Raw genomic sequence first — 19587 nt, 5'->3', positions numbered from 1 at the left:
TCGAAGGGCGCTAAAAACGTGACGAGAAGGCCGAATCGCTAGGTCTGACTCGAGTCTTCCCTGTCCAAATCACAGGTTGCTACTGCTTCTCCTCAGACGAAAACGACCAGTCGATCGCCTCCGCCTCTCTCGACCGTCGATCTCGGTTCTCGGTTTGCCGACTGCGCTGGTGTTGTCGACGGGTGATCGCTGACCGCCGGCGCTCGACATCCCACGCCTCGAAGAGACCGTACTCGTTCATCGTCTCCATGCCGGCGATCGCTGCGGAGAGTTTGATGCCGACGAGGGGGATCTCCGCGACCGAAACGACAACGTCCGCACGGACGATGGCACCGTCTCTCAGGAGGACGTCGAGAACGTCGACGAGCGTTTCGTCGTCTTTTCGTGGCTTCATGAGTGGGCATCCGTTCGCGTCGGTTCCTTTCCAGAACCGCTCCCGTCACCGTCGTTCCCATCGTCACCGTCGTTCCCGTCGTCCCCCAGCTCCGGCGCGTACGTGTACGGCGGCCACGGCCCGGTGAATCTGACCGTTATCCCGTCACTGACCGCGATATCGTCGAGCACCGATCCGATCGCGTCCTCGGCGTCTTCGGGGGCAAGCAGCGTGAGTCGACACAGCGTTTGGCCATCGACACCGCTCGCGTCATCGTCTCTGCCTGTGTCTGCCGAGATCGACGCCGTCGGTGATCGCTCCAAGGCGTGCACCTCACGGGCGTGCTCGTCGAGCCGATCCTGAAGATCCTCCGTCAGGGACTCGCGGCGGCTCGCGCGCAGTTGGTCGCGCCGCTGGTCGAACTGCTTTTCGAGCAGGAACGCCGTCCCATCCTCGGAGTCGTCGATCCGTGCGTCGAGGTCGGCCAACCGATCGTCGCGCTCGATCAGCATCTCGTCGCTGACGGGATCGGTTTCGAGGACCTCGACGCGATACTCCCAGTGGCCTGCGAGCGCTGCCAGCGCAGGCTCGAGGGTGTCGGACTCCTCGCGAAGCCACTCGCGGACGTCGTCGTCGTCGCCGCGAAGGATCGTATCGAATTGGAACGGAATCGGCGTCCCGAAGGCGTCGCCGGCCTCGTCGACGACGGTCTGGTGGCGAACGAGCCAGCGCTTGACCTCCGTGAGATCCGCCGAATCGTAAATTCCGTCACACGAGTGGACGATCGCTCCGAGATCGCCCGCCGAGACGATCGAGACCGGTTCGCCGTCGACGCCGGTCGTCTCGATCGTCTCGTCGTCGACGGTCCGAACGACGCAGTAGAGATACCGCCCCTCGTCGATTTCGGGGACCGACTCGCGATCGGGTCCAGTCTTTTCAGCGTCGATACCGTCGCCCTCGGTGGGTTCGCTGGGATGGTCCGAACTCACGTCTCGTCACCTCCGAACACGGAGTAGCCGGGTGCGGGCGTGGCCGTCGACTCCTCGTGGAGTCCTTCGATCGCGTCGTTCACCAGTCCGTCCAGATCACCGCGGAGATCGTCGACGCCGTCTTCGATCCCCTCGTCGGCTTTGAGCTGTTCGATCTCGGCTTCGATCGTCGCGAGTTGTCCGCCGAGGCGTTCGATCTCCTCGTCGGTCAGGTTCCCGCCATCCATGCGCCGAACCGCCTCGCGCTCCAAAGCCTCGATCAAAATCTCGACGACGGTGACGACGAGCGTGAGCAACCCCTGGCGAGCGTCGTCGCCGTCGCCCACGTCGATCGTACTCACGATCGCTCACCCTCCGGAGCCGCTTCGTCGTCGCTGTCTCCGCTATCTAGGCTTTCGCCGTCGGCATCCGACTCAGTCGACCCGTCGTCTCCGGACGCCGCGTCGCCCTCGGAATCATCGTCGAGCACGTCGAGGCTCTCGGTCGGCTGATCGGGATCCGGTCGAGCGCTGACGTGTTCGGTGCCCCGATCGGGCTGTTCGTAGCTCTCGTCGCTGTCTCCCTCGGAATCAGCGTCGCCCTCGCCGTTCGAAACCTCTTCGCGCGTCTCGTCTGCGTACCGTTCGTCGGCAGTCACGTTGACGCCACGCGTCGGGTCGATCACCGGGTTCGGCCGCTCCATCTCCGCGAGTTCTGGTTCGTCGATCGCGGCCGCGAGCCGTCGCATGTCGGTCCCTTCGGGGAACTCGAGACCGTACTTGGCTGCGGTCTCGAAAGAGGCGATCGCCGCCCGGACCTGGACGCCGAGCAGTTGCGTGTCCCCGATCGAGACGGCGATATCGGCGTTGATGACGATTCCCTTATCGAGGAGCATCTCGACGACCTCAGCGAGGTCGGTCTTCTGTCGGCTGGGCTGGAAATCATGCGGCACGGCGCTCACCTCGTGAGGTCGGTCCCCGCGGCTGTCGAACAGTAGTCGCCCGGTACGGCCGTCGCACAGTTCTCGCCCGGTACTCGTCTCGTCCCCGTGGTGGATCAGTCATCATCGTCGTCCCTCCGTTTCTGTCGCTCGATCTCGAATCGTCGTCCGTAGATCCGCTTGCGGCTGGGGGCGGTCGAGAGTTTCACTTGCTGTGGCACCGTCGAGTGGCGAGCCCCGCCCCCGAGGTCGCGTCGATCGGTAACGATCGTCGACGCAGCCGTCGGATTCCGGGAGTTCGCGCTGGTGTCCCGGCGACGCATCTTCTCGCGGTTCATTTCGTACAACCGCTCGAACTTCTCGTGGGTCTCGAGCAGCGCCGCACGGAAGGCGTCGATCCCTTCCGTCGCCTGCTCCTGGATGAACACCTGGTAGGCTTCCGGGTCCTCGGTGACGTCGGGTATGCCGAGCGCCTGTTTGGCACCCTCAACGGCGTCGACATCTTCCAGAAGTCCATCGTCGCCGCCCATTATTCCGTCCTCGCCGCCAACAATACTGCCTTCGCCGCCGATCAGGTCCTCGTCGTCGTCCGCGACCGATGCGGCGGCCTCCTCGACCAGACTGGCGTCCTCGCCCTCGTCAGCGAGGTCGTCTATCGCGTCGTCGAGGTCGCGCTTCTCGGACAAGACGTCGGTCAGATCCGTGGCATCCCACGCGTTCAACAGGTCGATCGCCGTGAACACCTGTTTGACATTCACGACGTCCCCGACGGCAGTGTCCTCGTCGGTGATCGCCTCCGGAATCTCACCGACCTCGATCGCGTCGAGCAGTTGCTCGGCGTCGACGGCCTCCGGGAGTTCGCTCAGATCGATCGCGTCGAGCAGTTCGCCCGCTTCCGTGACGACCCGCTCGAGCGCTTCGAGATCCTCCCGGAGCGCGTCGAGTCGCTCCGCTTCGAGTTCGTCGAGCGAGTCCACGCCGTCGAGGGTCTCCTCGATGGTCTCGAGGCTCTGCTTCGCGTCCGAAAGCAACCCTTTGTCGGCGGTATCACTCATCGTTTGCCTCCGTCGTCGTCGATTTCAGTACCGCTCTCTGTTTCCGTCCCGTTTCCCGGCGTGACGACGACCGTCAAAATACCGTTCTTGATCGTCGCCTCCGCCGTTCGATCGCGCCAGGGGACGTCGACTCGACCGAGTTCCTGGCCGGAGACGGCAACAACGAACGTTTCGTCGTCGAATCCCACGGTGATCTCGTTCGGGTCCGCACTCGCGACGTCGGCCGTGACCAGAAGTTCGTCCTCGGTCGTTCGCGTTGTCACGTGATGGGCGTCCGTCGAATTGACTCGCCGGCGGCGTCGTGGGCGGTCTCGATCGTGCTCGGTCGGCACTCCGGTTGCCGGACGGTCCGAATTGGGGGAGGCCCTGTGAACACCATTGTCGGCACGATCGGACACCGTGCCGATCGAAAAGGTGTAATCGAGGATGCCCTGATCGCGCCGCTGCCTGGAGGCCGTTCCCTCGTCGATGTTTTCGAGCGCCGAAAGCAGCGTCGAGAGCCAGGTGTCGTCGCCGTCCTCGGCATCGCGCCGATCGTCAGCGGGATCGTCCACAGCGCCGCGTTCGGTTGCGTCATCGTGGCTGTCAGTCGGTTCACCACGATTGTCGTCGCGGCTGTCAGTCGGTTCACTACGATTGTCACTCGACGCGACGCGATCGTCGGGCGATTCCTCGCGGTCGTCGGTATTCTCGTCGGTCATCAGCGTTTCACCTCGATGCGCCCGCTGGTGAGTCGCTCGTGGACGTCTCGTGCGATCTCGAGTTCCTCCTCGAGTTCCTCCTTTCGACGCCGGTACTCGTCTTCGGGCCGCTCGCCGAGTTCGTACAGTAACTGGTTTTCTTTGAGTTCATTTTCGAGTCCCTCGATGTCGTACAGTTCGTCGAGCGCCATCGTGTGCAGCGCGTCGACGATGCCGACGATCGGTCGAAATAACAGGTCGTCGAGCACGAACATCGTTATCCCTGCGCCCCGATCGTCACGTCGACGAAGCTGTACGGTGCGAACGGCCCCGTGTAGCGAAACATGAGGTCGTCGTGTCTCTCCTCCAGTCTGGCGATGGCGTCGTCGAACGCCGCCCTATCCTCGCGATCGACCAGATACGATCGATTGAGCACGAGGCGATCGCTGAACAGATCGTTCGCGACGGACTGGGCGGCGATCGGTTCGAGTTCGTCCGCGACCGACTCCTCGATCGCCGCTCGATCGACGGTCGCGCCTTCCTCTCGGACGACCTTACAGCCGAGTTCGATCCGCCCGTCGATATCGTTCATCGCGCGGCGAAAGGCTGGTCGAGCGCCGCGCAGGACGTTTTTCAGTTCCCGGTTGCCCTCGAACGCCATTCCGAACTGCATCGGGACGATCGTGTGACTGTCGTTCATGATCTCTCGGAGGACCTCGTCGTGGCGCTGTGCGTCCTCGTCGGTCTCCTCGGGGTCGGTCGTGTCGATGTTGGAAACGACGGCACCGAGCCGGCGGTGTGAAATCGTGTAGACGCGATCCGCGCCAGCGACGGCGTCCGTCTCGAACTCGACGTCGCCCGTCGTCACGCCGTATACGTAGCGATGTGTCATCTGTTGGAGCTTTGTGGGGATGGTGGGTCGCACAGAGCCATTCGTCGAGGGTGCTCGGGATTCGTCGGAGTGTGCGAGACTATCGGGACGCGATCGGTCGCTCGTCACGACACGTTCAGCGTGGCCGGTTCTTACTGTGGTGCTTGCATTGGCAGCCAGATGAGGCCTCTCGGTCGGTTTCTGCCAGTATGGGGTGACGCGGTTCTGCCGACTTCCGGTGACCACCCGATCGCACCAGACGGCTTGCAGACGCAGCGCAAGGCGTGTTAGGACGGCGTCGTGAACGCTCTGACGCGCTATGGCATCACCACAACGAAGACCCGACTCCTCGAGTCTCGCGGAGGTACTGGACCGCATTCTCGACAAAGGCGTCGTTATCGACGTCTGGGCCCGCGTGTCGGTCGTCGGTATCGAACTGCTGACGATCGAGGCCCGCGTCGTCGTCGCGAGCGTCGACACCTTCCTGCACTACGCGGAGGAGATTGCAAAAATTGAGCAAGCCACTGCGGAGGGCGATCTCGAAGAACTCGAGGTCGAGCAACGGCCCGAGTCGTCCCCGCAGTCCGCGACGACCGAATAATCAGCGATGGCCGACAACTCGTCTTCCCGCGAGCGGAAAGTCCGCGGCCGCAAGATCAGACGCGATCGCGCGGAAAAAGATGGGCGACGAGCAAAAAAAGCCCTCTCGCGAACGGCCTCGTCAGAGACGTCGATCGCGACGGATGATCGCTCCGGCGACGATCACCTGCTCGAACCCACCGAGGTCGCCCCCGAGCCGTTCGTCGAGACGGACGCAGTGACATCGGTACGCGATCGGATCGCGACCTGGCTCGAGGCGGACCAGCCGGTTCACCTGATCGGACCGACGGGATCCGGGAAGACGGCGCTCGCACTGTCGGCCGCCGCCGAACGCGGCCGTCCGGTCGTCTGGCTCACCGGCGACGAGGCCGTCGACACCGCCTCGCTCGTCGGCTCACACAGCGGCGGGGAGCGCTACGAGGAACACGATCGGTTCGTCAGCGGGGTCAACAAGAAGACCCAGATCGTCCGCGAGCGCTGGGTCGACAATCCGCTATCGGTCGCCGTTCGGGAGGGCGCGACGCTCGTTTACAACGAGTTCTCGCGTAGCGATCCGGCGGCTCACAACGTCCTGCTCTCGGTACTCGAGGAGGGCGTCTTAGAGCGGCCAGGCAAGCGCGGCGGGTCCAGAACGATCGACGTCCACCCCGAATTCCGCCTGCTGGTCACCTCGAACAGCGCGGAGTACGCCGGCGTCCATCGCCAGCAGGACGCGCTGCTCGATCGGTTCGTCGGCGTATCGATCAAGTTCCACGACGCGGAAACCGAACGCGCGATCGTCGGTGCACACGTCGAATTGCCAGACGAGGCCGTAGAGACAGTGGTCGAGACGACCCGGACGCTCCGGGACGAACTCGAGATGGTCGTCGGCACCCGCGCGGGTATTACGGCGGCGAAGGGACTCCGGGCGTTCGACGGCACGCAAGAGGGCGAGTTCGAGGACGACCGCCTCGCGGACGTCTTCACGGACGTCCTCGCGCCGAAAGTCGCCGGCAACGGCATCGGGGACGTTGACGACCTTCGATCGACGATCGTTGAGACGATCTGAGCCAACCCATCAGTACGCACAGTGACATTCAACACAACCCATGGCCGAAGCCGACACGACTAATGCAGCCGACCAGTGCAAGGCGCTCACCGGGGACGGCGAGCGCTGCTCGCGGCCGGCCGAGGACGACGGATTCTGCTTCCAACACGATGAGAGTGATCCAACAGTGAGCGACAGTCAGGCCGCCGATCAGGCCCAACAGGATGAACAGACCGAAGAGAAAGCCCAGCAGGACGAACAGACCGAAGACGCGTCCGAATCGAGCGATAGCGGGGCACAGGGACCGCGATCCACCCAGATGACCGACGAGGAAGTAACTGATCCCGAGACGGTCGACGCCGACGTCGACACCGAACACGAGGAAATCGAGGGCATCCTCGGAATCCGACAGACTGTCCAGTCGACTGCGGGGCAACTCATCGGTCGCGAGTTCGACGCGGTCAGCGAGATTGCGCCGACCGACGACGGCTGGCGCGCGATCGTCGAAGTCGTCGAACGACGATCGGTGCCCGACACGCAGGACGTTATCGGCCGGTACGAGATCGAACTCGACACGGAGGGGACCGTCCACGGCTACCGGCGACTCGATCGCTACCGGCGGGGAGACACGACGTCGTTCGAGTGACCGCGACGACGATCACTCGGTGGGATGGCCGGTAATCACTCCGCGGGGTGTTCGATCGCAAGCGGGCGTGCCTCGGCTCGGTACGCGGCGTATATTACCTCGGCCCATTCGCGGGCCGTGGACGCGTCGGTGTCGAGCAGCACGCGGACGGTCCCGCTGCCCTGTTCGTAACAGCCGATCGCGACTCGATCGTCGAAGCAGCCGACGCCGTAGGATGGCAACTCGTCGTGTACCAACACGGTGAGGTTGCCGCTTTCGAGCGGTGACACACAGTGATCCGGATACGTCGAGAGGATGTATCTGGCGACGCTCGGCGGGTCGATAATTTCCGTCTCCATGCCGTCGACGATCCGCCGGCGAAGCAGGTCTTTACACGGCTCGAACAGGGCGATGTCCGATCCGACGAACCGAAACGCCGTCGTCCGCTCGAGCAGCGACTCGAACCGGCGTACCGGGGCGTACGGATCGCTCGGCTCAGCGGTCGTGACGGTTGCGTCGGCACACATCTCGATCGTAAAACCGCTTTCCTCCCCCGGGAGCCAGTGCCAGATGTCCCGAACCGTTCGCTCGGTTTCGACGCGATCGATCAGGTCCTCCATCGCAGCGGCGATGGCCGCCCCCGGTTGCGTCGCATCGTACTGGTGCCCGTCTCGACGGACCCAGTTGCGAGCCTCGAATTCGCGTATCGTTCGCCGAACGGTCGATGACGATACCCCAGTTAGCTCCCCGAGTTCGGACCGCGTCCGCGGCCGGTCTGCGAGCGAGACGAGTGTCGTGACGCGGTGTGCCGAGCGCGCGAGATACGCGATGTCGTCGATCGGTGATCCCGCCATTGATTGCGTCTTGTTGACACTCATCATACGCTATTTACTCCGGGGGGTAGTATAATCATTTATTCATTCCGTACAACCAGTTCGTGACAGGAACGATCTCACATCGAGTCGAATGTGGGAACCTGCAACCGAGAACCCGGAGGCGTGAGCGTCGGGAGACCGTTCTCGCAATCACTCGAACAACAGGTCGACGATCGCTCCTTCGGCGATACGCAGATGTCGGTTAACCGTCGGCTGGGTCACGTCCAGCAACTCGGCGATATCCTCGCCGGATGCCTCGCGGGGCCACTCGAAAAAGCCGCTGGCGTGGGCGACCCGAAGGACTTCGAGCTGACGATCGGTGAGACGCTCTTCGACGATCGCCCGGAACGAATCGTCGGAGCGGTCCTCGGAACCGATATCTCGTCGCGAGCGGAGGGTAACGGTCGCATAGCTCGTTTCCAGTCGATCGACGAAGTCGCGGACGTCCGTCGACCGCGCGACGACGACGCGGGCGCGGACGGTCCCCCGGTCGGCGACGATCGATCGGATCATCGCGCCGTGTTCGACCAGCGTTGCGGCCAGGGTCGTTCCGGAGATGGTGAGACGGAACCGACACTGGTCGTCCCGATCGGAGATGAGTGTGACTTCTCGGACGTGTGGTCGGCCCGTGGCCGTCTCGAGAACTGTCTCGGCGCTGACTCCGGTGGCAGTAACGAACAGTTCCGATCGGTCGGCCGTTACCGAAAGCTCCTCACCGAGGGTAAACTCGCAGTCGAGTTCACCACTCAGGCGTCCGAGAACCGTCTCCGCGCCCGGAACGTCGAATTCGAGTTCCACGTAGCGCTCGGAGCGCAGGACTCGTTTCGTCTCGGCAGCATTGATCGCGTAGCCGATCGTATTCCCGAGTTCGGCGAACACGTCGCGAAACTCGCCGCCGAACGCGAGCGGACTGTCGAGGTAAATTGCGAGTGTCCCGTAGTTGACTTCGCCGTACTGCAACGGGACGGCGAACGCAGATTGGAAGTCCCGAGAAAGCGCGTCCTGTCGCCAGGCCCCCTCGCGCAGTCGGTCGGTGATCCGTGAAATCGAGGTGGCATGTCCGGAGACTGCGGTTCGACAGGCGGGTTCGAGCGGTTGACTCTCGTCGGCGATCGAGAGCGAGACACTCTCCAGATAGCCCCCATCGGTGCCGGCCCAGGCGCGTGGCTGAAGGGTCTCGGTGTCCCACTCCGGGTCACCGACCCAGGCAAAGGAGATTCGGTCGTCGGCCGTCAGGCGATCACAGACTGCCCGCTCGATCTCCTCGCGCGTCGACGCCTGCACCAGCGAGTTGTCGATCTCTCGAATGATCGTGTTGACGCGATTCAGTGCCGTCAGACGACGGTTCTGTTCGCGGAGTTCCAGGTCCCGTTCGCGGATCGCCGTCTCCCGCTCGGCCCGATCGAGCGCGACTTCCGTCGTCGCGACCAGCAACTCCAAGAGTTCGTACTGTCCGGCTGCAGCAGTCGCCGGCGGCGGACCCCTCGCAACGAGCAGGCCGTGGTCACCAACGGGGACGAACCGTTCGTGTGTGGACTGGTTTGCGCTTCCGCCATCGAAGACGACTACCGGATCGGTGTCATCTTCGGTCGACCGCGACCTGTTTCGGATGAACGCTTCCCAGGCGATCGTGGCGTCTTCCGGCCCGATGACGGAAGGGGCCTCGATATCGGCGGCTCGCGTCCCGTCAGCCGTCGTGAGCCGAAGCTCGTTTCGCTCGGTATCGTAGAGATAGACCGCGACCCCCGAGAGTTCGAGGACTTCGGCCGCAGTCTCGGTCGCCATTTCACAGACGTCGGTTCTGGTTTCGGCCTGAATGAACTCTCGGGAGGCGTCGTGGAGCGACGCGAGCGCCTGTTCGTATCTGACACGATCGGTAACGTCGAACGAGACGGCGATGACGCGATCGGTGTCGGATTCACCGGCTGGAATCGCCTCATAATAGGTCTCGAAGACGGTCTCTTCGACAACCTGGGTTCCGCGGAACGAGTCGCCCGAGAGCGCACGCTTGCAATCCGTGACGACATCGGGATAGTCGGCGTACAGCTCGAAAACCGACTGGCCGACCGCTTCGCCGGGCTCGAGACCGAGCGCGGCCAGCCCGCGACCTTCCGAGACCGTCAGCGTTCCGTCGGCGTCTATCGCAAACAGAATCACGGGTACGTTCTCGACGACGGTCCGGAGGCGCTGTTCGTTCTCACGAAGGGCCCGCCGGTAATCGAACGTTTCCGTGACGTCGTGACCCACCATGACGAGGTAATCGGTCTCGCCGTCGTCAGCTTCGACCCGGTTGAACCAGGACTCGAAGATGCGTCCCTGGTGTTCGTCGATCGAATACGTGAGTTCGCCCGCGAGGGCTTTCCGGATGTTCTCACAGAGGTGGGGTTCGTCTGCGTGGACATCGAACACGGACTCGCCGTTGTGCATGTCGGCCCGTTTCCCCATCGCTTCGAGCGCCGCACCGTAGCCGAGCTGGTAGGTCCCATCACCGTCGACGATGCCGAGAAACAGCGGAGCGTTATCGAGCACCGTCTCGAGGTATTCGTTTTGCTCCTCGAGCGATCGTTCGTGCTCCCGGCGATCGGTAACATCGGTCTGGTAGACGGTCACGCCGGAGTCGTTCGGGTAGGCGTGGACCCGCATCCACGTCGTCCCCGTCGGCGTCTCGAACGGCGTCTCCGCGGTGACGGTCGTCTGTGAGTCGAATGCGTCCGCGACGAGCGTCCCGAACCACTCGGCAAACGCCGGATGCGAGGACAGCACCTCGGTCGGCCTCGCGCCGAGAAACGCGTCGGGATCGAGACCGAGCGTCGTTCGGACGACCTCGCGTGCGGTCTCGTTGAGGTACGTATATCGCAGGTCATCGTCGAGGACGGCGACCGAGTCCGAAACCCGGTCGAGAATCGTCGCGTGAACGCACTCCTCATCGTCGCTCCGAATGCTACCTGCCCGCCGGCGATCCCGTCCTCGCGTCATCGCCTCGTCGTTCCGGAGGAGTCGATCGATCCGGTGAGACAGCACGGTCCCCGCCGCTTCGCTTTCGATCTCCGTGAGCGCGTCGCTCGCACCGTTCGTCAGCGCCTCGCGAACCCGTTTCCGGTCGTCGTCGACGACGATGACCGGAACGGACTGCGTTGCCGACGACACCGACTTCCACAGATCGCCGCCGCCGTCGACGAGCGCACCCGAGCAAACGAGACAGTCGATCGCGTCTTCATCGAGTCGCGACCGGATCGTGGCCCCGTTCGTTGCCGTGACGATCCTGTCGCCGTCCCGTTCCCGTTCCAGTCTCTTACGAACGGTTTCGCGTCGGTCGCGATCACCGTCCGCGTAGAGAATTGTTCGCCGTGATCCCATCAGCCACCACCGCGATCACGTCTATGGCATCCCGGAACCGTGCCCGTTGGTCCACCCACAGTGCCAGTCATCAGAACTGGATACGCGATACGGCTACTTGACCGTCACTCCGGTCTCGATCGTCTCTTGGGCGACCTCCGATCGCCTCGACGAACTGTCGCGTACGAAGAGTTATTATTAGATCGGATAATTCAGGCGTATGGGGAATCGGCGGGGAAACGGAACGGAGAGTGGCAACCGGGGCCGCTGGGCGCTGGATCGATCGGATGAGGACGTGGCGGCACCCAGTGTATCGAGTCGCAACTCGAACAGATCCGCTGTCGATACCACCTCGGCATCGAGGAGTTCGTTCGACGGGGGTGATGGCACGGAGTCGAATCCGTACCAGATCTCGACCGTCGAGCAGTTACAGGCGATCGAAGCGGACCTGACTGCCCACTACGAACTCATCGGAGATATCGACGCGGGTGAGACGAGCGAGTGGAACGACGGTCGCGGGTTCGACCCGCTCGGAGATACGGACGGCGACACCCTCGAGGAGTCCGCATTTACCGGCACACTCGACGGGGGCGGATATCGCGTTCGAAACCTCCACGTCGATCGGGTAGCCAGCGGGTTGTTCCTCTTTATTGCCAGAGCTACTATTAAAAACCTCACTCTGGATGCACTCGAGATCACGAGCAGCGGTGATGAGGTAGCCGGCGGTATCGCGGCGGTGAGCATGGATTCCCGTATCGAACGAGTTGCCGTTCACGGGTCCGTTCAGGGAAACACAGCCGGCGGGTTGGTCGGATTGCTGAACAGCGCACAGATCGTGAACTCGTCTAGCACGGCGACAGTGAGGGGGGCTCTGGCCGGCGGACTCGTGGGAAGTGCGTACGGTAGTTCCACCGCGATCGAGCGTTCGTATGCGAACGGGACCATCGAGGCGGTAGCGTACGACGACGAGTTAGGTATCGGGGGCGGAGTGTGTGGTCTCCTGGAAAACGCGTCCGTCTCGAATTCCTACAGCACGGCGACAGTGACCGGTTCGCTGGTCGGCGGGCTCGTTGGAGGCGCGAACGGGGCTACGATAGACCTGGCGTACGCAGCCGGGCGCGTGACGAGCGAAGGCGACGAGGATGCCGGCGGGCTCACCGGAGTCGTCGACGAGACGACGATCGAGAACGCCTACTGGGACGCCGACGAGACGAATCGAGGCACGTCCGCCGGTCTGGAAGCAGAATTCGGATTGACGACCGCAGAGATGACCGGTGGGGCCGCCCGCGAAAACATGACCGGGTTCGATTTCGAGGGTACCTGGCGCGTAACCGACAGCTATCCGGCCCTCTCGTGGCAATCCGCAGATTCTACCACCGAAACGGGACCCGGTGAGACCGATACCGACACGCCGAGCGGTGGATCCACGTCGTACAGACTCGAAGATGGAACTCGCGAGGAAGTGAGCGTCGGGACGCGGACGTACTACGTCATCCGCGAGATTCCGGACGCCGAGTCGAATCAGTGGGCCGTAACGACGCCCGACTTCGATCTCGTTCCGACCGACGAGGCCCTCGATCCGTTTTTGACGCACGTGTTCAGCCGGGGCGTTCCGCGAATAGACTGGGAGTCCGAGCGGCGGGAGGCCACCGATCGACGGGCAGAGATGCGATACGGAGAACTCCTCAATCGGGCACTGAACGCGGCAACGGGCGTCCTGCGGACGTACGCCCTCTACGGAATCTCCCCGCCGTCGGCAGTCGGCTCCGCCGTCGACCTCCTTCAGGACTCCATTAGCTGGGGCCTCCGCGAACTCGACGACCCGTACACGCAGGCGTTTACCGAGCTAACCGCGACGTGTGCGACGGCCGACGCGATCGATTCGCAGCTCCAGGGGATCGACGCCTCCGAGTCGATCGGCGGGGGTGCCGAACGCATCGTCACCGCTGCGATAGAAGGATACGACCTGTACGACGCGGGAGGCGAGTTCGTCGATTCGTACGCCCAGGTCGCACAAGCACTCGGGGAGGCTCCCGGATTCGCGCCGAGCGTTGGGCTCGCGCTGGATGCCAGCGAGACGTACATCATCTCGAAAAGTATCGACCTCGCGGCTGCACAGTTCGAGGCCGTCTTCGACGCCCGCGCACAGATTGCCGCGCTCCTCTATGCGTACGACACGACTCGGCTGTCCCTCCTCGATCGACTTGCGGACAAGACCCAGCAGGCGGACTCGTGGGCGCTGAGCCCGGCCAGCGGAATACAGTACCACTCCCTGATGGCGTCGTACAATCACATGGGTGCGCTCGCCTACGCCGGTGCGGGCGCTCACTACGCCGCGATGAGCGACCAACGGTCGGGACCGATCTGGGACGTGATCGACAATGCCGGGACGCTCGCGGCCCGATACGAAACGATCTCGTCGAACTTTCAGGAGGCCGCAATGGCGAACTACCTCGCGATCGGCGGCGCGTGGGACGACGCACAGACGCACCTCGAGCGCTCTATTAACGCGATAGCGGACGGGGGTGGGGTATGACCGATCGACGAACGGTGTTGAAACTGCTCGGTGTGACCAGCGTCGGCGGCGCGGCCTGGTGGTACTACGGAGCCGGACAGGGTGGGGAACCGGACCAGGCTCCGAACCCGGACTCGGATTACGAGGCGGAGAATGGGGCTGCTACGGAGGCGGAACCGACCGCACACAGCGATCTCAGCGCATCGATAACCGACGCGTACGAAGCGGCAACGGCCGTCAGTCTCGAGCCGTCGTTCGAGTACGAATCCGTCGAGATGGAGCTCGAAGACGACGATCTCCTCGAGCGAGTCGAAGCGACACCCCTATCCGATGGGACGGGCGATCGACTCAGAATTACGCCGCAGGCCGACGCGGCCGATGCCGTTACCTACTTCCGTGAGCTGTTCGGCGGGCGGACCGAAATCACCGGTACGGCTCGCATCGACCGCCAGGACCGGCAGTTTCGCGGTCGCGTCGGACGGAACGTCGCATACCTCCTCTGGAGCGGAACGATCGACGAACCCGTGGTGCTCGCCGGCCGAGGGAGAACCGAAGCGGACGCGAGGCGGGCGATCGCGGCGTTCGAGACGGAGATCTGACGGGCGGAGTATTTCGGTGAGTGTACGGCTACCGGATTCGACGAGTCCGTCCGAATCGATCGATTCAACAAATTCGGCCGGATCGATCGATCGATCCAGCAAGGTATTTCCCCGCGCGCCGGCGGGAATGAGACATGGATTCGGCGCTTGGCCCACCCGACGCGATGGCCGAGAAACGCGACGAACTGACGCCGATGATGCGCCAGTATCACGATCTCTGTGCGCGCTACGACGACGCGCTCGTGCTCTTTCAGGTCGGTGACTTCTACGAGACGTTCTGTGGGGCCGCCGAACGCTGTGCGCGGCTGCTCGAAATCGCGCTCACCAGCCGCGAGGACAGTACCGGCGAGTATCCGATGGCCGGCATCCCCATCGACAACGCCGAATCGTACGTCGAGACGTTGCTCGAGGCGGGCTACCGGGTCGCCGTCGCGGATCAGGTCGAGGAGCCGGGCGAGTCCACTGGCGTCGTCGAACGCGCCGTGACCCGCGTCATCACGCCGGGAACGCTCACCGAGGACGAACTGCTCGCGAGCGACGACAACAACTTCGTCGCGGCGATCGCCAGAGACGGCGAGACGATCGCCCTCTCGATGCTCGACGTTTCGACCGGCGACTTTCTCGCGACGAGTTCGACGACGAGCGACGCGATCGCAGACGAGGTGCGTCGGTTCGATCCCGCCGAGGCCGTCGTCGGTCCCGACGCGCCGACTGACCTCGTTCCCGAGGACTGTATGGTGACGCCGTTCGATCGGCGCGCGTTCGATCCCGCTCAGGCCCGCGAAAAAGTCGCGGTGTACGTCCGAAATCCCGACGCACTCCTCGCGAGCGACACCGAGATTCGGGCCTGCGGGGCGATACTCTCGTACGCGGAGTACGTTCGCGGCGGCGAACACGGCGGGGAACGTGGCGACGCAGATGCGGGAGAGAGCGGCGACGCAGATGCCGGAGAGTGCGGCGACGCGGACAGCGGGGATCGTGGCAGCGAAAACGCTGAGGCAGCCGGTGGCGGGATGGATGAAATCCTCGACTCCGGCGAGACGAGCGCTGGGACGACCCCGCGACTCGAGTACATCACCCAGCTTACCCGATACGACCCGCGTGAATACCTGCTGTTGGACGCCGTCGCCGTCGGCAGTCTGGAACTGTTCGAGCCGCGAGCCGTCCGCGGCCGGGACGAGGCGACGCTCGTCGGCGTCCTCGACGAGACCGCGAGCGCGGTGGGCGGGCGCAAACTCCGCGACTGGCTCCGCCGGCCGCTGCTCGATCGCGATCGGATCGCCGCTCGACACGACGCGGTCGAGGAACTGACCGGCGCGGTCCAGCGCCGTGAGCGGCTGCAAGACCGCCTGCGAGAGGTTTACGACCTCGAGCGACTCATCGGACGGATCTCGCGCGAACGAGCCAACGCGCGGGATCTTCGATCGCTCCGGGACACGCTCGCAGTCGTCCCCGACGTTCGGGACCTGCTTTCCGACGCCGAATCCGAGCGATTGCGAGCGCTCTACGCGAACCTCGATCCGCTCGCGGACGTTCGGGGGCTGATCGACGACGCGATCGTTTCTGCACCCCCGATCGAGATCACCGAAGGAGACATCATCGCGGAAGAGTACGACGACGACCTCGACGACCTCCGGACCACGGCGCGGGATGGCCAGCGGTGGATCGACGACCTAGAAGCGAGCGAACGCGAGCGGACCGGCATCGACTCGCTGAAAGTCGGCTACAACTCGGTCCACGGTTACTACATCGAGGTGACGAACCCCAATCTGGACGCGGTTCCGGAGAACTATCAGCGCCGCCAGACGCTGAAGAACTCGGAACGATTCATCACGCCGGCGCTCAAAGAACGCGAAGACCAGATCGTCGGGGCCGAGGAGCGGGCGGACGAACGCGAGTACGAACTGTTCTGTGAGGTCCGACGCGAGGTCGCCGCCGAAGTCGAACGCGTCCAGAACCTGGCCGACGCGCTCGCGGCCCTCGACGCCTTCGTCTCGCTCGCCACCGTCGCGGCCCAGTACGATTACTGTCGGCCGGAACTGCTCGAGCGTGCCGACGGCACCACGGTCGGAGCGACCGATAGCGGTGACGCTGGAACCGACACCGGCCTCACGATCGATATCGAGGGCGGCCGCCACCCGGTCGTCGAGCGCACCCAGGAGTCGTTCGTTCCGAACGACGCGCGGCTCACGGACGATCGACGGCTGGCGATCCTCACGGGACCGAATATGTCCGGCAAGTCGACGTACATGCGGCAGGTCGCCCAGATCGTCCTGCTCGCACAGGTCGGAAGCTTCGTCCCCGCACGATCGGCGCGGCTGACGCCGGTCGATCGAATCTTCACCCGCGTCGGCGCGAGCGACGACATCGCCGGTGGGCGATCGACGTTCATGGTCGAGATGGACGAACTCGCGACGATTCTGCGGGAGGCCGACGAACACTCGCTCGTCCTACTCGACGAGGTCGGCCGGGGAACCTCGACGATCGACGGCCTCGCGATCGCGCAAGCGATCACCGAACACCTCCACGACGCGGTCGGCGCGACGGCGCTGTTTGCGACCCACCACCATCCGCTGACGGAACTGGCCGACGAACTCGCCGCCGCGTTCGCGCTCCACTTCGAGGTCGATCAGGACGACGGCGAGGTCGTGTTCCACCACGAAGTCGTCCCCGGCGCGGCGACGGGTTCGTACGGCGTCGAGGTCGCGACCGCGGCGGGCGTTCCGAGTCCGGTCGTCGAGCGATCGCGAGAACTGGTCGCAAAGGCGGAGGGGACCGATGGCGAGGGAGACGACAGGGACGATATCGACCGCCCCGGAGCGACTGACGCCCTGACCGACGATCCCGCGGTATCGCCGGCATCGACCGACGGCGGCGACGTGCCCGCGGACGTCGCGAGCGAACTTCGCGCGCTCGATTTGGCACACCTGACGCCCGTCGAGGCGCTGACGGAACTCGATCGGTTGAAGCGGTTGCTCGAGGAGTGACAATCGAGGAGTGCGGTGCGGTCGCCGCCCACGGACCGTTCACGCGATCGGTTCGAGCGAGACGAACTCGAGACCGTGGTCCGCGAGCAACTGCCCGGCGCGATCGGTCACCGAGGGGGCGACGAGCACGCCGCGAACGTCCGCGTCGGCGTGGAGGTCGCGTTGGAGGGCGTCGACGTACCGGCGCAACTGGCTCACCGCGTCGGGACCGACGCGTCGCCGCTTGAGTTCGACCACGACGGCCCGCCCGGCCGCGTCCTCTCCGTAGATGTCCACGGCCCCGGCGGGCGTCTCTCGCTCGGTCGCGAGGGGTTTGAATCCCGCTTCGAGCAGCGCGGGCTCGTCGAGAATTCGCTGGCGGAGGTCCTCTTCGGTCCCCTGAACCGCGAGTTCGTTCGCGTCGGTTCCCGAAAAGGCCGATACCTGTAGCACGCGCCGAAACTCCACGCGGAGGCGCTCCTCCGGCGTCGATCGGTGGCTCTCGAGGACGAGCGCGTCACCCTCGCAGGCGACTGCATGATCACAGCCCGGCGGTTGCCAGTTCACCGGCTGCTGGCCCTCGTGGGTGTGGACCAGCGCCGCCCCGTCGGGTTTCAGCATGACGTGGCGATCGCCAGCCTCGAGCGTGCTCGCGGCGCGTCCGTCGTACTCGACGGCACACCGACCGAAAATCGTCACCAGCGCCTCGCGATCAAGTCCGGCCGCGATCGCGTCGCACGCGTCGGCAAGCGACGGCTGCTCGAGGGTGGTCGCTCGCGCGACGGGAGAACTGGCAGTCACTGCCTCGAGATAGCTCGTCGGCAGATAAAAACGGCCCGGACCCGCGGTCACGGTCCTCGTTCCAGATCGGCGCGTGTAAAGCGCAGTCCTCGTTCCAGATCGATGCGTGTGAAAGTTCCTCAATAACGCTTATTCGGCCGCGACGAGGCGTTCGGATGGAACCATGACTGCCAGTCACGACCGCCGCAGATTTCTTCAGATCGCCGGCACGGGTGCCGCTGCGTCGATCGCCGGCTGTTCCGAGGCCGGTCTCCTGAACGACGCCGGCGACGGGGACGGCGAAAACGGTGACGAACGGCTCACCGCAGTCGTCGACGCCCCGAGCGCTGAGATCGAAGCCCTGTACGAGCAGGTCGAGGCCGGTGAGATTGACCAGTTCGAGTTTCAGGAGGAACTCGAGCAACGCCGAACCGAGGCGATCGAGGAATTCGAGTCGTACGCCGAGGACGAAGAGGTCACGATCGACGAGGCGTCCGACGACGTCGACGGACTGTACCTGATCGACGGCTCGGACGACGCGATCCTCAGTGCACTCCGAAACGGGCCACTGACCGTCCTCTACGGCAGCGAAGCGTACGACCTGATCATCGAACAACAGCAGCAACAACAGCCGCCGGCCGATCCCGAGGAGACGCCGGATGACGGCGAAAACGGCGAGGACACGACAGACGACGAGGACCCAGCAGACGAGGACACGACAGACCAAGACTCGAACGAATCCTGAGACGGCCCGTTACTTGTCGACGCTGAACGGGCTCTCGCGTTCCGTCCAGTCCCAGCCCGGCAGTCGCTCCTGGAAGCCGGCCGCGAGCGCGGCGTCGAGGTCGTCGACGCCCGCGTTTTCCGTCTCGTCACCGTGGACCTGTACGTCCGCGTAGTGAAAGGTCGCCTCCCCGAGCGTTCGCAACGGCTGTGTGCCGGCGATCGTCGCGGCGAGTTCGCGACCGAGAATCTCGTCGACCACGAAGCCGGGGTAATCGCCCTCGACGTCGAGAGTGCGGAGGATCGCGACCATCGCCGCGACGTTGACCGCCAGATCGCCGTCGGCGAAGACGGCGTCGACTTCCGCGCGATACTGCGTCTCCGTAACTGGACCGACGTCGGTGTCGAAGATCTCGCCCAGATCCGATCGAATATCGTTGATAATCAAGACCGTGGTTCCAGCGCGGTCGACGATCCAGTCTCGTTCGGTCACAACACGCTCCGGTGTGAGGTGCATAGCCCCCCAACGTGTCGAATCGCCCTTATCTTTGCGAAGGCTTTTATACCACGCAAAGAATAGCGACGAGTAAGCGGGTTCTCCCTGGAATCTTCCCGCACGAACCAGGACGTCCGACCTGGGAGTGTGTTCGTCAC

At 64.3% G+C, this 19587-nt stretch carries 19 protein-coding genes; 7 read left to right on the top strand and 12 right to left on the bottom strand.

Features of this window, described 5'->3' with window-relative positions; all coding sequences use genetic code 11:
• Positions 1 to 79 precede the first annotated feature (79 nt).
• The 8 genes from gvpM to AC6I6L_RS14905 form a co-directional block, all read right to left on the bottom strand.
• The gene (gene gvpM / locus AC6I6L_RS14940; RefSeq protein WP_497918559.1) at positions 80 to 394 is read right to left on the bottom strand and encodes a gas vesicle protein GvpM; all 315 of its coding nucleotides are present in this window, start codon (positions 392 to 394) and stop codon (positions 80 to 82) included.
• On the bottom strand, positions 391 to 1362 hold the full coding sequence (gene gvpL, locus AC6I6L_RS14935) for a gas vesicle protein GvpL (RefSeq protein ID WP_497918558.1): 972 nt from the start codon (positions 1360 to 1362) through the stop codon (positions 391 to 393). The genes gvpM and gvpL overlap by 4 nt, the downstream gene beginning before the upstream one ends.
• The gene (locus AC6I6L_RS14930; RefSeq protein WP_497918557.1) at positions 1359 to 1703 is read right to left on the bottom strand and encodes a gas vesicle protein K; all 345 of its coding nucleotides are present in this window, start codon (positions 1701 to 1703) and stop codon (positions 1359 to 1361) included. Before AC6I6L_RS14930 ends, gvpL begins: the two co-directional genes overlap by 4 nt.
• Positions 1700 to 2293: a gas vesicle protein GvpJ gene (gene gvpJ / locus AC6I6L_RS14925; protein ID WP_497918556.1), complete on the bottom strand. Its 594-nt coding sequence runs from the start codon at positions 2291 to 2293 to the stop codon at positions 1700 to 1702. The genes AC6I6L_RS14930 and gvpJ overlap by 4 nt, the downstream gene beginning before the upstream one ends.
• Before the next feature lie 104 nt (positions 2294 to 2397).
• Positions 2398 to 3336: a hypothetical protein gene (locus AC6I6L_RS14920; RefSeq protein ID WP_497918555.1), complete on the bottom strand. Its 939-nt coding sequence runs from the start codon at positions 3334 to 3336 to the stop codon at positions 2398 to 2400.
• Complete coding sequence (locus AC6I6L_RS14915) at positions 3333 to 4037, bottom strand: Hsp20/alpha crystallin family protein (RefSeq protein ID WP_497918554.1); 705 nt, start codon at positions 4035 to 4037, stop codon at positions 3333 to 3335. Before AC6I6L_RS14915 ends, AC6I6L_RS14920 begins: the two co-directional genes overlap by 4 nt.
• Positions 4037 to 4291: a gas vesicle protein GvpF gene (gene gvpF, locus AC6I6L_RS14910; RefSeq protein ID WP_497918553.1), complete on the bottom strand. Its 255-nt coding sequence runs from the start codon at positions 4289 to 4291 to the stop codon at positions 4037 to 4039. The genes AC6I6L_RS14915 and gvpF overlap by 1 nt, the downstream gene beginning before the upstream one ends.
• Positions 4292 to 4293: 2 nt before the next feature.
• Positions 4294 to 4908 (bottom strand): GvpL/GvpF family gas vesicle protein, encoded by a 615-nt coding sequence (locus AC6I6L_RS14905; protein ID WP_497918552.1) that lies wholly within the window; start codon positions 4906 to 4908, stop codon positions 4294 to 4296.
• Between the two features lie 298 nt (positions 4909 to 5206).
• On the opposite strand from AC6I6L_RS14905, the gene gvpA reads away from it, so the two are divergent.
• From gvpA to gvpO, 3 genes are read left to right on the top strand one after another with little or no spacing between them, the layout of a single operon-like run.
• Entirely contained in the window at positions 5207 to 5488 is a 282-nt protein-coding gene (gene gvpA / locus AC6I6L_RS14900) for a gas vesicle protein GvpA (RefSeq protein ID WP_497918551.1), read from the top strand.
• A gap of 6 nt (positions 5489 to 5494) precedes the next feature.
• Entirely contained in the window at positions 5495 to 6535 is a 1041-nt protein-coding gene (gene gvpN / locus AC6I6L_RS14895; RefSeq protein ID WP_497918550.1) for a gas vesicle protein GvpN, read from the top strand.
• A gap of 40 nt (positions 6536 to 6575) precedes the next feature.
• Complete coding sequence (gvpO, locus tag AC6I6L_RS14890; RefSeq protein WP_497918549.1) at positions 6576 to 7160, top strand: gas vesicle protein GvpO, halophile-type; 585 nt, start codon at positions 6576 to 6578, stop codon at positions 7158 to 7160.
• Between the two features lie 35 nt (positions 7161 to 7195).
• On the opposite strand, the gene AC6I6L_RS14885 is transcribed toward gvpO, so the two are convergent.
• Entirely contained in the window at positions 7196 to 8017 is an 822-nt protein-coding gene (locus AC6I6L_RS14885) for a helix-turn-helix transcriptional regulator (protein ID WP_497918548.1), read from the bottom strand.
• A gap of 147 nt (positions 8018 to 8164) precedes the next feature.
• Positions 8165 to 11371, bottom strand: coding sequence for a bacterio-opsin activator domain-containing protein (locus AC6I6L_RS14880; RefSeq protein ID WP_497918547.1), 3207 nt, complete (start codon positions 11369 to 11371; stop codon positions 8165 to 8167).
• A 199-nt stretch (positions 11372 to 11570) separates the two neighbouring features.
• Here AC6I6L_RS14880 and AC6I6L_RS14875 point away from each other — a divergent pair, with 199 nt between their 5' ends.
• The 3 genes from AC6I6L_RS14875 (at position 11571) to mutS (ending at position 17451) form a co-directional block, all read left to right on the top strand.
• Positions 11571 to 13886, top strand: a complete 2316-nt coding sequence (locus AC6I6L_RS14875; RefSeq protein ID WP_497918546.1) for a M26 family metallopeptidase — start codon at positions 11571 to 11573, stop codon at positions 13884 to 13886.
• Positions 13883 to 14464, top strand: coding sequence for a hypothetical protein (locus AC6I6L_RS14870; protein ID WP_497918545.1), 582 nt, complete (start codon positions 13883 to 13885; stop codon positions 14462 to 14464). Before AC6I6L_RS14875 ends, AC6I6L_RS14870 begins: the two co-directional genes overlap by 4 nt.
• Positions 14465 to 14598: 134 nt before the next feature.
• Positions 14599 to 17451 (top strand): DNA mismatch repair protein MutS, encoded by a 2853-nt coding sequence (gene mutS / locus AC6I6L_RS14865; RefSeq protein ID WP_497918544.1) that lies wholly within the window; start codon positions 14599 to 14601, stop codon positions 17449 to 17451.
• A 39-nt stretch (positions 17452 to 17490) separates the two neighbouring features.
• Here the strand turns inward: mutS and nucS are convergent, their stop codons facing one another.
• Positions 17491 to 18231: an endonuclease NucS gene (gene nucS, locus AC6I6L_RS14860; RefSeq protein WP_497918543.1), complete on the bottom strand. Its 741-nt coding sequence runs from the start codon at positions 18229 to 18231 to the stop codon at positions 17491 to 17493.
• A gap of 163 nt (positions 18232 to 18394) precedes the next feature.
• On the opposite strand from nucS, the gene AC6I6L_RS14855 reads away from it, so the two are divergent.
• On the top strand, positions 18395 to 18955 hold the full coding sequence (locus AC6I6L_RS14855; RefSeq protein ID WP_497918542.1) for a hypothetical protein: 561 nt from the start codon (positions 18395 to 18397) through the stop codon (positions 18953 to 18955).
• A 9-nt stretch (positions 18956 to 18964) separates the two neighbouring features.
• Here AC6I6L_RS14855 and AC6I6L_RS14850 read toward each other — a convergent pair whose 3' ends face one another.
• On the bottom strand, positions 18965 to 19450 hold the full coding sequence (locus AC6I6L_RS14850; RefSeq protein ID WP_497918541.1) for a DUF7984 family protein: 486 nt from the start codon (positions 19448 to 19450) through the stop codon (positions 18965 to 18967).
• Between the last annotated feature and the right edge of the window lie 137 nt (positions 19451 to 19587).

Source organism: Halosolutus sp. DAT137 (assembly GCF_059736405.1).
This window is presented reverse-complemented; position numbering and strand designations above follow the sequence as displayed.

Bases quoted from the DNA above. Each gene is read 5' to 3' on its own strand.
- AC6I6L_RS14855 (WP_497918542.1), top strand. From the start codon at position 18,395: ATGACTGCCAGTCACGACCGCCGCAGATTTCTTCAGATCGCCGGCACG.
- AC6I6L_RS14870 (WP_497918545.1), top strand. From the start codon at position 13,883: ATGACCGATCGACGAACGGTGTTGAAACTGCTCGGTGTGACCAGCGTC.
- AC6I6L_RS14875 (WP_497918546.1), top strand. From the start codon at position 11,571: ATGGGGAATCGGCGGGGAAACGGAACGGAGAGTGGCAACCGGGGCCGC.
- gvpM (WP_497918559.1), bottom strand. From the start codon at position 394: ATGAAGCCACGAAAAGACGACGAAACGCTCGTCGACGTTCTCGACGTC.
- mutS (WP_497918544.1), top strand. From the start codon at position 14,599: ATGGATTCGGCGCTTGGCCCACCCGACGCGATGGCCGAGAAACGCGAC.
- AC6I6L_RS14880 (WP_497918547.1), bottom strand. From the start codon at position 11,371: ATGGGATCACGGCGAACAATTCTCTACGCGGACGGTGATCGCGACCGA.
- AC6I6L_RS14885 (WP_497918548.1), bottom strand. From the start codon at position 8,017: ATGAGTGTCAACAAGACGCAATCAATGGCGGGATCACCGATCGACGAC.
- gvpF (WP_497918553.1), bottom strand. From the start codon at position 4,291: ATGTTCGTGCTCGACGACCTGTTATTTCGACCGATCGTCGGCATCGTC.
- gvpA (WP_497918551.1), top strand. From the start codon at position 5,207: ATGGCATCACCACAACGAAGACCCGACTCCTCGAGTCTCGCGGAGGTA.
- gvpN (WP_497918550.1), top strand. From the start codon at position 5,495: ATGGCCGACAACTCGTCTTCCCGCGAGCGGAAAGTCCGCGGCCGCAAG.
- AC6I6L_RS14920 (WP_497918555.1), bottom strand. From the start codon at position 3,336: ATGAGTGATACCGCCGACAAAGGGTTGCTTTCGGACGCGAAGCAGAGC.
- gvpO (WP_497918549.1), top strand. From the start codon at position 6,576: ATGGCCGAAGCCGACACGACTAATGCAGCCGACCAGTGCAAGGCGCTC.
- AC6I6L_RS14915 (WP_497918554.1), bottom strand. From the start codon at position 4,037: ATGACCGACGAGAATACCGACGACCGCGAGGAATCGCCCGACGATCGC.
- AC6I6L_RS14850 (WP_497918541.1), bottom strand. From the start codon at position 19,450: ATGCACCTCACACCGGAGCGTGTTGTGACCGAACGAGACTGGATCGTC.
- AC6I6L_RS14905 (WP_497918552.1), bottom strand. From the start codon at position 4,908: ATGACACATCGCTACGTATACGGCGTGACGACGGGCGACGTCGAGTTC.